The sequence below is a fragment of the Sulfitobacter sp. F26169L genome, assembly GCF_026410285.1.
GTDB lineage: Bacteria > Pseudomonadota > Alphaproteobacteria > Rhodobacterales > Rhodobacteraceae > Sulfitobacter.
The window spans coordinates 100,713-114,611 of record NZ_JAPMLP010000006.1 but is presented as its reverse complement, the minus strand read 5'-3'; the positions used below and the strand labels follow the sequence as shown (position 1 = coordinate 114,611).

Genomic DNA, 13,899 nt, shown 5'->3' with positions numbered 1-13,899 from the left:
TTTTCACGACGTTTGGGGTAGCACCCACCGTTTCTAACAAAAATAATCTTCCCTTCTAATCGTAAAGGTTATCCGCACCCCAACTGCGGAACCCGTGACAGAGCAGTATGGGTATTTAGAAACAGACTGAATCTATATTAACGGATAGCGGCCTTTCAAAACGGTAGCGCCACAACGGCCAATGGAGTGCCCTCACAGGCAAAGCATCGCTCGCTCCCGTGAAATGCGGCGATGGTATGCTCCGCAAGCTTGGACCACAACTAAAGCCTGCGATCACAAACGGCACGGACCAGAGTCCGTGCCGTTGAAATTTTTTGCGCGCCGACGGCGGGCGGCGCGAACCACCCGCCGAGATGCTGGTTACTCGCGCACGGCGATGGCTTCAATCTCGACCAGCCATGACGGGTTGGCCAGACCTGCAACTTCGAACACAGAACGGGTTGGCAAATTTGGCTGTTTTTCTGTTCCGAAAAACTGGACGTAACCATCCATAAAGCCAGCGAAATCCATCGCGTCGCTTCCATCTGGGGCAACTAGATAAACCTGCAGCTTAACAACGTCGCCCATGTCAAGACCGAGCATTTCGAGCTTGGCCGTAATTGACTCGAATGTTGAGACCGTCTGCGCAGCGGTGTCGCCAAAGCGCGCGGGCGCGTCTGCGGCTGCACTCTCGTCGATCACCTGCGGAACTGTACCGCTGAGATAGACGAGATCAGCGTCGGCGGGGATTTCGACGGCCTGAAGAATTGGAAAATCAGAATTGGGAATGGGGTGGCGTATTACGCCGCCGTTGCCCTGAGCCGTGACATCCTCTGCCACTTCGGTCTGATGCTCCGCACTCTCCTCCGCTTCCTCGTAAGGGCGCGTGTCGGCTACCAACTGCGGTGTTACGTCCGGCTCATAGCCGTTGCCGAGATTCTCCTGAATGTAGGCGGTCAGCGCCACGATCTGCTCGTCGTTCAACATGCTTCCAAACGCGGGCATCGCTTGCTGACCATTAACGATCAGAGAAACCGGATAGGCGGCATACTCTAGGTTTGGATTTTCACGAAGTGCCGGGTATTTCCCTGCACCCTGTGCGCCGCTTCCGTCAGGCATGTGACATCCGGCACAATGCGTCCGGTACAGCCGCTCACCGTCGGTGGTAGCATATGCGGAAGTTTCGAATTCGTCGCTATAGGCAAGCTCGTGACCGTAAGAACCGGGCTCTTGTGCGTAGGCAGTGGTTGCCGCCAAAGCGGCGAGAAGGACTGTTGCTGGAAATGTGGTGTTCATGGCATTCACCCTTGGACAATTTTACTGTGAAGACGCCCGATGGCATCAAGCGAAGAGAGGATCGCACCCTCCTGCCACGCGGGCAGATAGGACAGATGTTCACCTGCGCAGACTACGCGATTATCCACCTTGATGGCATCCGCGTAATCGCGCTCGCGATCATTCCACAGACCTGAGCAACCCAGAACCCAAGGCACCTTGTGCCAAGAAACGGTAACGCCGGTCTTGTATTCGTCGCGATACTGGGGATGTATTTTCTCACCCATACGCAATGCCCACTCGATGCGTTCTTCGGGCTGCATCGCGTTGAACTTGTAGGATTCCGGTCCGCGCCAAGTGTATCCACCCAGCAGAACGCCCGGACCGTCCGACAGATAACCCGTCGAAGGATAGCTGATTTGGCCAATGGCCTGATCGGTAAAGCTTACGCCGCCATAAATCCTGTCGTCCTGCTCCCAGAAACGACGTTTGAACTCAAGTCCCCATTTCACAGATCCATTGTAGGGCATCTCCGAAATCGCGTTCGAAATACCAGACGACAGATTGTGATCGATTTGACTGAGGATAGAGAACGGAATTGTGCAGACACAATAGTCAGCCGTCGAAGTGCGCTGTTCCCCCCCCTCCGTCGGGGTCCATGTCACGGTGACGCCGTTTTCGTCTTGTTGCAGTGCGGTGACCTTGGCATTGTAGGTGATTAGATCGCCTACCTCACGTTCAAAGCCGCGCGCGATGGAGTCCATACCGCCAACGGGCTGGAACATAGTCGCTTGGTGATTGGTGATCTGGTTCGCGGCCAGATACTCCCAATAACGGCTCCGCAAAACCTCGTCGCGGTCAACAGGATCCGATGGTATGGGCGCACCATCTGCACCTGCCCCAGCCCAGCGGTCGTACCCGCGCAACTCGGCGCTTTCTGCGCCACGCTTATATTCGCCTGCGTCAGTCAGACCGCCGAAATCACGCAAGCTTTCAATGAGAATCTCGCGGTCTTCTTCTGTCACCATGTCGTCAAGGCGCCCTTTTTCAGCCGCCTTCGACAAGAGTTCGGAGACATGGCCACGGTAATCCGCTTTCACATCCCGCACCCGTTGGCGGGCACCTCCATTGACGTCCGAGCGATGCAGATATGCTTGATAGTTTTCCTGAACGAAAGGCTCCAGCTGAACACCCAAGCGGCCGCAGTAGTCCAGTACCGCATGGTGGTGATACGGTATGCGCCACGGGCCGGGGTTGATGTAGTTGCCTTCGGCAAAATCCACATTCTGCACCGCACCGCCCAGTTCAGTATAAGTGTCACCGCCCCGCAAGGTCCAGCAACGTCCGCCGGCCTTCTCCCTGAACTCGAGAACCTCGACCTCGTATCCCGCCGCCCGCATTTCGAGCGCCGCGGTCATGCCGGCCAGTCCCGCTCCGAGAATGAGGATCTTGGTTCCCTGTGGCGCACCGTCAAGCTTGATCGGACCAGTGTAGCTTGATTGCTGTGCATGACCCATTGCTGCCATGGCGTGATACATTGCGGTACTTCCCGCAACAGTTCCGATCATACCAAGCAGATTCCGGCGTGTTACTGTGCTCATATCGTCTGTCCTCCAAGGTCTGCGCTCCCGCAAGCCAGCCACCAACGAGAACTTAAACTATTCCGCAAATCACCGTAATTTAAGCGAAACTATGTCTGATAGTGTAACGCACGCCGATGTAATAAGGTTCCAATGAAAACAATATCGTGTCTGGCGAACGGCCATACAGACCTCTGATTGAACGTTGAGGACCCACCCCCGCTACGCGATGAATGCAGTGAACACTGGCATCGACAACCTATGCAGCGAGATCAGAAGAGAGAAGCAACCAGCCGTCGATACCTGGATAAACTAGGTCTGCCTTGGGCAACGCTCGCATTTGATCCTTTGATTATCCTTATTACCTCAGCCCTCGGCTTGGACCTGTCGCGGTTTGGTGCCGCTCCATTGATCGCATTTACTGCAACAAAGGAGATGAACTATGAAACTGAAACGAGCGGACGAATTCCGCAAGGATGCGGTGTGTATTGCGCTTACCAGTAGCCTAACGCGTAAGCAGGTCGCTGATGATTCAGGTGTCGCGATGTCGACGCTGAATAAATGGATCACAGCCCATCGGGACGCAGTTGTAGTGTCGAAGAATGATCTGAGCCTCGCCAAAGAGAATGATCGACTTCGACGTGAGATCCGGCTCCTCAAGGAGGAGAGGGAAATCCTAAAAAGGGCCACCCTGGTCTTCGCGGGCCTAAAGCAATGAGAATTAGGTTTATTGAAGAACACAGTGCCCGCTTTCCAGCTATTCGCTTGTGCGATGACGTTGGCGTCAGCGCACGCTGGCCACATATAAGGAACATTCATGTCTCAGTCTGGGCAGCTATGGCAGGCCGCGAATGAGCGAAGAGCTGAAGGAAATCGGCTTGAACGTCGGGCTTCGCCGAGTTGGCAGATTGATGCGTTAGGATGGTATATGTCCGTTGTCAGAACCCGTAAACACAAGCTCACTACAGACAGCAATCACAAGTTCAACATTGCGCCGAACCTGCTGAACCGTGACTTCACCGCCAACGCGCCTAACCAGAAATAAGTCGGTGACGTCAGCTATGTTTGGACCCCAGAAGGTTGGTTGTACTTGGCCGTGATCCTGGACCTGCATTCACGCCGTGTCATTGGCTGGACCCCCTATCGTGACATTGCTGCGTAATGCACTGCCGGGCAGTGGTGCAGCCATCGGATGAAACGGGACTTGATGATCCGCGCGTTGAAAACGGACGTTGCGCTCAGAATACCACCCAGAGACTGCATCCACCACACGAATCGCGGGTCACAATTCTGTTCTCATGCTATCAGAAAATCCTGCGCCAGCATGGGTTCAAGGTATCGATGTCTGGCAAAGCTAATTGCTACGATAATGCGGCTGTTGAGACGTTCTTCAAAACCATCAAAGCAGAACTTATTTGGCGGCACCCTCGGGAAACACGCCGCAAGGCTGAAATGGCCATCTTCGAATACATCAATGGCTTCTACAATCCGTGCCGCCGACACTCAGCACTGGATTGGAAAAGCCCCGCCGCCTTTGAAAGTAAAGTGGTCTGAACGAGCACTTGGGGCGGCACGAAAACGCGACAGGTCCAACTTGGCCAGCATATGACCTTGGCAACCAATCCCCATGCAAAAAAACTCAGCAATCCTTTTGAAAGAGCAGCCATGATAAGGCGGCAACGTAACCGTAATAAACGGAGCCAGAAAGTGACTGGAAGCCGCATTCGACAGGAGGTGGCGCATCCGTGATTTACACACCTTGGATGTGTAGCCGTTTCATCCGATAATATCAGGAAGACTGGTGACCCCGGCAGGATTCGAACCTGCAACCTGCCCCTTAGGAGGGGGCTGCTCTATCCAGTTGAGCCACGGGGCCACGGAGATTTCGCGACTTTGGCAGGCGCGGTGATTTGTGGTGGAGACTTCTTATGATGTGAAGGCGACTTACGGTAGGGGGAAATTTGCAAATTTTCGGGTTGAACGCGGTGCAATATGTGCGCGACTGCGCCGCGTGGGCCCATATCCTCGATTGCCTGTCTCGTTCTGACTGTCTACGCTGCGCGCATCCGTATCCAGCATCAGGAACTGCCGCATTGTCACAAACGCCCAAACGCCCGCTCACCTTGCGCGATGTCTCCGAAGCCTGTGGTGTATCCGAAATGACCGTAAGTCGCGTGCTGCGCAAAAGCGGTGATGTATCGGCAGCCACCCGCGAGCGCGTGCTCGCCGCAGCTAAAGAGCTGGGTTATGTGCCCAACCAGATCGCGGGCTCGCTTGCCTCGCAGCGGGTCAATCTGGTGGCGGTGATTATCCCGTCCCTAAGTAACATGGTTTTCCCCGAGGTCCTGAATGGCATCAACGAAGCCTTTGACAACACGCCCTTGCAGCCGGTTGTAGGGGTCACGGGGTATCGCCCTGAAAAGGAGGAGCAGGTACTTTATGAAATGCTGTCTTGGCGGCCATCGGGCGTAATCATCGCAGGGCTGGAACATTCAGAGGCGACACGTGCGATGCTGTTGAACGCGGGTATTCCCGTGGTTGAAATTATGGATGTTGACGGCAATCCGATTGACGCGATGGTGGGTATTTCGCACCGGCAGGCAGGGCGCGATATGGCGCGTGAAATTCTGCGCGAGGGGTATGAGCGGATCGGATTTTTGGGCACAAAAATGCCATTGGACCACCGCGCACGCAAACGTTTTGAAGGGTTCACCGAAGCGCTGACCAAAGCAGGGATCGAGATCGAGGACCGTGCGTTTTATTCCGGCGGTTCTGCCCTTTTGAAGGGGCGCGAGATGACAAAAGACATGCTTGAGCGCTCTCCCGATCTGGATTTTCTATATTATTCGAATGATATGATCGGTGCGGGGGGGCTGCTGCACCTGCTGGATGAAGGCGTTGATGTGCCTGGAAAAATCGGGCTGGCCGGATTTAACGGGGTTGAATTGCTCGCGGGATTGCCACGGCAACTGGCCACTACAGATGCCTGTCGTCGCGAAATTGGGTTGGCGGCGGCCAAAATCATTCTCAACGATTCCAGCCCTGAACCGGACCCGAGCATTCAGCGCGTCATCACCATGAAACCAACGCTGTCTTTGGGTGATACCCTGCGCCGTCGTCGCCGCGGATGAGCCTGCCGCGCCTGCACAACACAGCGGCGCGGCGCATTTTTCTGGATCGTCATGCGCTGCTTGAAACGCCCCGAGGGCCAGCGGATAGCGCATCGTTGCTTTCGTTGTTCGAGCGCCTGGGATTTGTCCAGCTGGACAGCATCAACACGGTTGCGCGCGCGCATGATCTGATCCTGTTTGCGCGCAAACCACGTTATCGCACCGATGATCTGAAACGTCTTTACGAACGTGACAAGGGCCTGTTCGAGCATTGGACCCACGATGCAGCGATGATTCCGCTATCGTATTACCCCCAGTGGCAATTGCGGCGCACACGCGATACCGCGAAACTGCGCAAACAATGGCGCAGTTGGCGGCGCGACGGATTTGAAGAGCAGTTGCAAACAGTTCTGGACCACATTCGCGAAAATGGTGCTTGCGGGTCATCCGATGTCGGGCAAGACGAAAAGCGTGGCTCTGGCGGGTGGTGGGACTGGCACCCGTCCAAAACCGCGCTTGAATATTTGTGGCGCAGCGGTGCCTTGCATGTCGTGGGACGCGAAAATTTCCAGAAACGCTATGATCTGTCAGAGCGGGCACTGAACCCGCAATACCACGCGCCCGACAATACCCCGAGCGAAGCGGAGACAATCGACTGGTGCTGCAACGGTGCGCTGGACAGGCTTGGCTTTGCCACATCGGGCGAGATCGCGGCATTTTGGGCACATGTCACCGCAGCGGAGGCCCGGGCGTGGTGCGTGCGCGCGCTGCAAACCGGCGCGATTGAAGAGATCGAAATCATCGGGGCGGACGGCACTGTCAAACGCACATTCGCCCGCCCGGACATCATTGCCGATACCGCGACTAAGCAAGCCGCACCACAACGCGTACGGGTGCTTAGCCCGTTTGATCCTGCCCTGCGGGATCGCAAACGTGCAAAATTTTTGTTCGGTTTCGACTACCGTATCGAGGTGTTTGTGCCGCAGGCAAAGCGGATCTTTGGATACTACGTCTTTCCTCTGTTACAAGGGGATCGTTTGATCGGGCGGGTCGACATGAAGGCATTTCGCGCGGAGGACACCTTGCGTATCCGCGCCCTCTGGCCCGAACAGGGCATCGCATGGGGCAAAGGCCGCCATAGCGCTTTCGAGGCAGAGCTTGACCGGATCAAACGGCTGGCGGGGGTAAGCAAGATTGAATTTGACAACGATTGGCTGAAACGGTCAGCTCAACACCAGTTCTGACAGTTCCGCAGCGGCAGATTTCAGCCGCGGCAGATGCGCCTTCAAATCTTTCAGGCTGACCCGTTGCACAGGAGCGTGAACCGACAGCGTCGACATCAGCCGGCCCTGTATGTCCAGCAACGGAACCGCAATCGCTACCATTCCGTCCATAAATTCTTCGTCATCTGTTGAATATCCGCGCGCGCGGATACTCTCTATCTCGGTGGTCAGGCTATCTGCGGTGGTCAGGGTGCGGGCAGTATGCTTTTCCAGCGTGACAGCATCCAGATATTTGGCAAATAGCGTTGGCTTCAGCGAACTGAGGTACATTTTGCCACTTGCGGTACAATGGAACGGCACTTCTGTTCCGACCGGCAACTGGATGCGCAAGGGCCATTTCGTCTCGACGCGGTCCAGATAAATCATTGTGTGCCGTTCAGGGATGGCAAGATTGCACGTCTCGCCTACTTCATCACCCAAGGCTTTCAGTATCGCCTGCCGCACCTGCCGGATGCGTGATGTTGACAGAACCGAACTGGCCAGCCTGCGCAGCCGCCCGCCCGGCGCATAGGAACGCCCGTCGATGTCGCGCTGCAAAAATCCTTCTTGCTCCAGCGTATGGAACAAGCGGTGGATGGTAGGTTTGGGCAGGCACAAAACCTCATTCGCGACAGTGGGCGTAATAGGCGTCCCTGCCCTCGCCAGCTCCTCCAACAGCAGCAGCAACCTCAGGTTGGTCGGGATAGTTTTTTCTGCTTGGCCGGCATTGTCGGACATAAAGAAAGGTCTTTCTCTGATGGAGAGCAATAGGATCAATGCCGTTTCGGATGTAAGCATATGATAATCCAGATCCAAATCAACGCAACCGGATATGCCGCATGGTAAAACTCCGCGCCTGACGTCGGACTGCGGCGACGAAGAGTGCTGGTATCTATATAATCGCGCTGTTTCTTGCTATAATATTGTATGAAACGGTTACGCTATTGCTGATCGTTATTGGCTGTTGCCTGCTATCCGTGTATCCCGCACCTATCCTGCTTCTGCATTTTTATTGAAGGGCATTGCACGATGGCTAAATATCCCCGTATCCGACCTGTCGGTCTGTCCGGTCTGCTGGTCCAGTTCGGCGCAGGGATGAGCGAACCTGCAAACCGCGCGGCTCTTGCGTTTCGTGCGGCTGTCGATGAACAAAACTGGGCAGAGGTTTGCGAGACTTCGACATCTCTTGTCTCTACGTTTATCAGTGCCGATCTTGTCAGCGCACCACCGGAACGCCTTATCGAACAATTACAGGATCTGCTGCTTTCGCGCGACTGGTACAAAGCTGAGCTGCCCGCCGGGCGCAGTTTGTGGGAAATCCCCACACTCTACGGCACCCAGGCCGCGCCCCAACTTGAAGAAGCGGCCGAAGCCGCAGGCGTCAGCCCGCAACAGGCAATTACCGAGCTGTCATCAGCGCGAGTGCGTGTACTGACCATCGGTTTTGCGCCGGGTCAGCCCTATACCGGAGAGTTGCCACCCCATTGGGATATTCCCCGCCAGCAAGCACTGAGTAAATCCGTGCCGGCAGGCGCGCTGGTGGTGGCGATCCGGCAACTCATTATCTTTACCAACGCAACGCCAACGGGCTGGCGGCATGTGGGCCAGACCGCCTTTCGCACCTTTCGCCCCGAGAGTGACACACCGATCGCCCTGTCGCCGGGGGACGAGATGTGCTTTCCTGCGGTCACAGCGGCAGAATACGCGCAGATCGAACAGCGCGACACCTCGGGCAATGGCGGCGCGCAGCGCAGGGTGTTGGCATGAGTACATTCTTGAAAATTCACGCGTGCGGGCCGACTGTGACGGTACAGGATCAGGGGCGCAGGGGGTATTTGGCCCAAGGATTGACTCGCGGCGGTGCTGCCGACCTTTCAGCGCTGTACGAAGGGGCAGCACTGCTGGGCCAATCGCCTGATCTGGCCGCGCTTGAAATGGTGGGGTTCGGCGGCAACTTTTCCGCCAGCCGCGACATACGCATCGCATTGACGGGCGCGCCGATGATCGCCACGCTGGATGATGCCCCGCTTGCATGGCACGCCAGCCATTTGATGCCTGCGGGAAGTATTCTAAAAATCGGCGGAGTGCGCAGCGGAACATACGGATATCTGCATGTCGGCGGAGGGATCGATACACCCGTGATGATAGGCGCGCGCGCCGCGCACCTGAGCGCGGGTCTGGGCGCTGCGGTGACCGAAGGTCAGGACTTACCGGTGGGCAAGGACAACAACACTGCCACAGGCATGACCCTGCCCGTTGAGAACCGTTTCGAGGGCGGAAAAATTCGCATCGTTGCATCAATGCAGACAGATATGTTCGATCCCGAAACACAGGCACGCTTCACCCGGACGCAGTTTCATCGCGATGCCCGCGCCAATCGCATGGGCGTCAGAATGGCGCATGAGACAGAGCCGTTCACAGCAAAGGGTCAACTCACCATCTTGTCCGACATAATTGTAACCGGCGATATCCAGATCACCGGCGATGGCGCGCCGTTTGTGCTGATGTGTGAGTGTCAGACCACTGGCGGCTATCCCCGCATTGGCACTGTCATTCCCTCCGATATGGCAAGGGTTGCCCAAGCTGCCGCCGGTGCGCCGATCACATTCGAGTTTGTTGATCTGTCAGAGGCCCGCACACTTGAACAGCGTGCAAATGCTGCGCGCAACACACTTGCTAACAATGTAACGCCATTGCTGCGCGATCCCCACAGTATCCGCGATCTGTTGTCCTATCAATTGATCAGCGGCGTTGTATCGGGCACCCCCGCCCCCACCACAGAAAAGGAATAATCATGCGTGTAGACCTGAATGCCGATATGGGCGAAAGCTTTGGCGCGTGGAAGATGGGCGATGATGCGGCGCTGTTGCGCACGGTGACGTCGGCCAATATCGCATGCGGGGGCCATGCCGGTGATGCAGATGTGATGGCGGCCACAATGACCCTTGCCCGTGACGGTGGCGTTGGTATCGGCGCACACCCCGGTTTCATGGATCTGGCCGGTTTCGGGCGCAACCGGATGATGGTGCCCCGCGCCACGCTACAAAACCAGATCCGCTATCAGGTGGCCGCCAGCATCGGCATGGCACGCAGTTTGGGTGCATCTGTACGCCACCTCAAACTGCACGGCGCATTGGCAAACATGGCATCCGAGGATGCCGTTCTGGCACTTGATCTGTACGAGGCGGCCCTTTCTGTCGACCCCGATCTGATCGTGATGGTCCTTGCCGCCACCGCCCAGCAGGACGCGGTAAAGGAGCTGGGCTGCGCATGGGCGGGAGAGATTTTCGCAGATCGCGCGTATAACGACGATGCCACATTGGTTGACCGCAGTATCGAAGGCGCGGTGATCCATGACCCGCAAATTGCCGGAACGCGCATGGTGGAAATGGTCAAGGCAGGCGCGATCATTACGCAAAGCGGCAAACATATTCCCGCTGCGATTGATACAATCTGCCTGCATGGTGACACGCCCACAGCGGTGCAAATCGCATCATCTGTGCGGGGTGCGCTTGAGGACGCGGACATCACCGTACAAACATTTGAGGGGCGCACCTAAGCGCGAAACGTCAGCAAAGTGCGCGGACTTTTTGCGCCGCCTCGTACTGTGACAGATAGACATTGCCTGTCATTTCTTTCAGGAAATGCTGTTCTTTCAGCCTGTCCATTACGGGGCCTTTGACCTCTGACAGATGAAGCGTCACACCCATCTCGCGCAGCCGTTCGTTTATCATCTCGAGGGATTCAAGCGCGCTCAGGTCGATTTCGTTGATGGCTGAACATTGCAGGATCACATGGCGAATGGATTTATCCCCCGCTACGCGGTTGTGAATCCGGTCCTCAAGATAACGCGCGTTTGCAAAATAGAGGCTCTCGTCGACGCGCAAGGTGACAACTGCAGGGTCGGTTATCACTTCGTGGCGCAGAATGTTGCGGTAATGTTCAGTACCTGCCACCTGCCCCACCTCGGCGATATGCGGCTTGGACGATTTATACAGATGAAGCACAATCGACAGCATTACACCTGCTGAAACACCCGCCTCTACTCCCATAGCAAGGGTCATCAGAATGGTGATCAGAACGGCGGCAAAATCAGCTTTCGAATACCCCCAGCTGCGTTTCAATATTGAAAAATCAACAAGGCTGAGGACCGCAACGATGATTGTTGCGGCCAGTGTCGCCTTGGGCAAAAAGAAGATCAGAGGCGTTAGTGCAAGTGCTGCTATCGCCAATCCGACAGCTGTGAACGCTCCGGCAGCGGGGGTTTGCGCACCCGCATCGAAATTCACCACCGAGCGGGAAAAGCCGCCCGTCACCGGAAAACCGCCCGTCAGCGAAGCGCCGATATTTGCTACCCCAAGGCCGATAAGCTCCTGATCGGGGTCGATCCGCTGGCGCTTTTTCGCGGCCAGCGTTTGCGCAACGGAGATTGATTCAACAAACCCGATGATCGAGATCAGAAAGGCAGGCAGCAACAACTGGCCCAACAAATCGGGGGAAAATGACGGCAGGGTCAGCGGCGGCAGGTTTTGTGGCACGTCGCCAACAATCGCCACGCCCTGCGCAGCCAGCCCGAAAGCCCAAACCGAAAACGTAGTGACGACTACAACAGCAACCGGTCCGGTTTTTACCAGCACATCTGTCACGCCCTCGCCCGCACCCAGCCGTTGCAACAGCGGCTTCAATCCCTTGCGCACCCAAAACAGGAATCCCGTTGCAAGAGCACCGATCACCGCGGTGATCCAATGAATTTCAGGCAGGTTCGTGATCAATGATAATCCCAAATCCAGCAGGTTGTGACCTGCTGCATCAATGCCCAGAATGTGCTTCAACTGGCTCGCCGCGATGATAATGCCGGATGCAGTGATAAATCCGGAAATAACCGGATGCGACAGGAAGTTTGCGATAAACCCCAGCCGGAACAGACCCATCCCCAGCAAGATAACCCCTGACAAGGCGGCGAGCGATAACGCGGCTATGCCGTAGCCCATTGTGCCTTGCTCTACGATATTGCTAAGCGCTGCGGCCGTCATCAAAGACACAACCGCCACCGGACCCACCGCCAAAGCGCGGCTGGTTCCGAAAACCGCATACAGCAAGATAGGGGCGATAGAGGCGTATAACCCCGCTTCCGGCGGCAAACCTGCCAGCAGCGCATAGGCCAGCGATTGCGGGATCAGCATGATCGTAACAATCACAGCGGCGACAAGATCATTCGACAGTGCCGTACGATTGTATTGCCGCCCCCAAGTCAGGATCGGCAGGTATTTTGACAATGTCATCGGGCTCTCGCGGCTGTTTGGCGCTCCCTCGTCAGGGAAAGGGCGCGTCAATTATTGGATTCAGGGACCGACCTCAAAGGCCATTGATCGGCACTTTCAACATCGGCTTTCCGTCCCTGTCGGTCGGGATTTCGCCTGCGCGCATGTTCACCTGCAACGACGGAATAATCAATGTTGGCAGGGCAAGTGTCGCGTCACGTTCGGTACGGAATTTGATAAACTCCTCGCGGGTTTTGCCGCCACCTACGTGGATGTTTTCGGCCTTTTGCGCGGCTACGGTTGTTTCCCATTCGATCGCGCGACCGTTCGGGCCATAGTCGTGGCACATAAACAGACGCATATCATCGGGCAGCGCCAACACCTTTTGGATGCTGTCATACAGCTCACCTGCCGATCCGCCCGGAAAATCCGCGCGCGCAGAACCGCCGTCGGGCATAAACAGCGTATCACCCGCGAAAGCAGCATCGCCAATCACATGCACCATACACGCAGGCGTGTGTCCCGGAGTGTACATGGCAAACGCCTGCATCGTGCCGATCATGTAGGTATCACCATCCTTGAACAGGGCATCGAATTGCGATCCGTCACGCTGGAATTCGGTACCTTCGTTAAAGATTTTTCCGAAAGTATCCTGCACCACCATGATCTTCTCTCCGACACCGATCTTACCGCCCAGCTTTTGCTGGATGTAGGGTGCAGCGCTCAGGTGGTCGGCATGCACGTGTGTTTCGATGATCCAGTCCAGTGTCAGACCCTGTTCCTTGATCGTCGCGATCAGGGCGTCAGCGTGGTCATAGGTGATCCGCCCCGCCGCGTAATCAATGTCCATAACGCTATCAATGATGGCGCAATGCAGGCTGTCGGGGTCTTTTACGATATAGCTGATGGTATTCGTTGCCTCGTCAAAATAGGCGCTCACCTCTGGTTTGACGGACATATCAACGGGGTAGTTCATTTTGGTCACTCCTATAGCTCAGGCGGTGGCTTGGGTGCGGCGTGCAAGTGCGGCTTGCAAGAACTTTGCTATCACAATCCCTGCAAGCAGGGATGCCACAAAAACAAACACCTCTGTGCGGCCAGTCCCCAATGCGGGCAACGCCCCACCGGGGCAGAAGCCTGCAATGCCCCAGCCAATGCCGAACACAGCCGATCCGCCGATCAGCGGCAGATCAAGATCACGCCGCGTTGGCAGCAGAAATTTGGGCGACATCAACGGCGAGGGCTGGCGCAGTACGTAGCGGTAGCCGATAAACGTCACCACCAGCGCGCCGCCCATCACAAACGCAAGGCTCGGGTCCCAAGATCCGGCGATGTCAAAGAAGTTCAACACTTTTGCAGGGTTCGCCATTCCGGATATGGAAATCCCGATGCCGAACACAAGGCCGATCAGATAAGAAACAATCAAACGCAT

11 protein-coding genes, 1 tRNA gene and 1 pseudogene are annotated in these 13,899 nt (G+C 56.2%); 6 read left to right on the top strand and 7 right to left on the bottom strand.

Going from position 1 to position 13,899, the window contains the following annotated elements; translation table 11 throughout:
* Nucleotides 1–360: 360 nt before the first annotated feature.
* A complete protein-coding gene (locus OS189_RS14055) occupies nucleotides 361–1,275 on the bottom strand; it encodes a Rid family hydrolase (protein WP_267167959.1) in 915 nt (304 codons plus the stop codon).
* 5 nt (nucleotides 1,276–1,280) lie between these two features.
* A complete protein-coding gene (locus OS189_RS14050) occupies nucleotides 1,281–2,855 on the bottom strand; it encodes a flavin monoamine oxidase family protein (protein ID WP_267167958.1) in 1,575 nt (524 codons plus the stop codon).
* Between the two features lie 421 nt (nucleotides 2,856–3,276).
* Here OS189_RS14050 and OS189_RS14045 point away from each other — a divergent pair.
* Nucleotides 3,277–4,388 (top strand): annotated as a pseudogene (locus OS189_RS14045) (IS3 family transposase).
* Between the two features lie 245 nt (nucleotides 4,389–4,633).
* Here OS189_RS14045 and OS189_RS14040 read toward each other — a convergent pair.
* A tRNA-Arg gene (locus tag OS189_RS14040) sits at nucleotides 4,634–4,710 on the bottom strand.
* 217 nt (nucleotides 4,711–4,927) lie between these two features.
* Between OS189_RS14040 and OS189_RS14035 the strand changes: the two genes are divergently transcribed.
* Nucleotides 4,928–5,965, top strand: a complete 1,038-nt coding sequence (locus tag OS189_RS14035; RefSeq protein ID WP_267167957.1) for a LacI family DNA-binding transcriptional regulator — start codon at nucleotides 4,928–4,930, stop codon at nucleotides 5,963–5,965.
* Nucleotides 5,962–7,188 (top strand): winged helix-turn-helix domain-containing protein, encoded by a 1,227-nt coding sequence (locus tag OS189_RS14030; RefSeq protein ID WP_267167956.1) that lies wholly within the window; start codon nucleotides 5,962–5,964, stop codon nucleotides 7,186–7,188. The genes OS189_RS14035 and OS189_RS14030 overlap by 4 nt, the downstream gene beginning before the upstream one ends.
* Here the strand turns inward: OS189_RS14030 and OS189_RS14025 are convergent.
* Entirely contained in the window at nucleotides 7,168–7,944 is a 777-nt protein-coding gene (locus OS189_RS14025) for an IclR family transcriptional regulator (protein ID WP_267167955.1), read from the bottom strand. The genes OS189_RS14030 and OS189_RS14025 overlap by 21 nt on opposite strands.
* A 291-nt stretch (nucleotides 7,945–8,235) precedes the next feature.
* Between OS189_RS14025 and OS189_RS14020 the strand changes: the two genes are divergently transcribed.
* Genes OS189_RS14020 through OS189_RS14010 form a run of 3 tightly spaced genes read left to right on the top strand, consistent with a single transcriptional unit; the run spans nucleotide 8,236 to nucleotide 10,765 of the window.
* Nucleotides 8,236–8,973 (top strand): 5-oxoprolinase subunit B family protein, encoded by a 738-nt coding sequence (locus OS189_RS14020; protein WP_267167954.1) that lies wholly within the window; start codon nucleotides 8,236–8,238, stop codon nucleotides 8,971–8,973.
* A complete protein-coding gene (locus OS189_RS14015; protein ID WP_267167953.1) occupies nucleotides 8,970–9,998 on the top strand; it encodes a 5-oxoprolinase subunit C family protein in 1,029 nt (342 codons plus the stop codon). Before OS189_RS14020 ends, OS189_RS14015 begins: the two co-directional genes overlap by 4 nt.
* The gene (locus tag OS189_RS14010; protein ID WP_267168014.1) at nucleotides 9,998–10,765 is read left to right on the top strand and encodes a LamB/YcsF family protein; all 768 of its coding nucleotides are present in this window, start codon (nucleotides 9,998–10,000) and stop codon (nucleotides 10,763–10,765) included. Before OS189_RS14015 ends, OS189_RS14010 begins: the two co-directional genes overlap by 1 nt.
* Nucleotides 10,766–10,775: 10 nt before the next feature.
* Here OS189_RS14010 and OS189_RS14005 read toward each other — a convergent pair whose 3' ends face one another.
* The 3 genes from OS189_RS14005 to OS189_RS13995 all read right to left on the bottom strand — a co-directional run bounded on the left by OS189_RS14005 (nucleotide 10,776) and on the right by OS189_RS13995 (nucleotide 13,899).
* Entirely contained in the window at nucleotides 10,776–12,488 is a 1,713-nt protein-coding gene (locus OS189_RS14005) for a SulP family inorganic anion transporter (RefSeq protein ID WP_267167952.1), read from the bottom strand.
* Nucleotides 12,489–12,561: 73 nt separating this feature from the next.
* Complete coding sequence (locus OS189_RS14000) at nucleotides 12,562–13,443, bottom strand: MBL fold metallo-hydrolase (protein ID WP_267167951.1); 882 nt, start codon at nucleotides 13,441–13,443, stop codon at nucleotides 12,562–12,564.
* Between the two features lie 18 nt (nucleotides 13,444–13,461).
* Entirely contained in the window at nucleotides 13,462–13,899 is a 438-nt protein-coding gene (locus tag OS189_RS13995) for a DUF6691 family protein (protein WP_267167950.1), read from the bottom strand.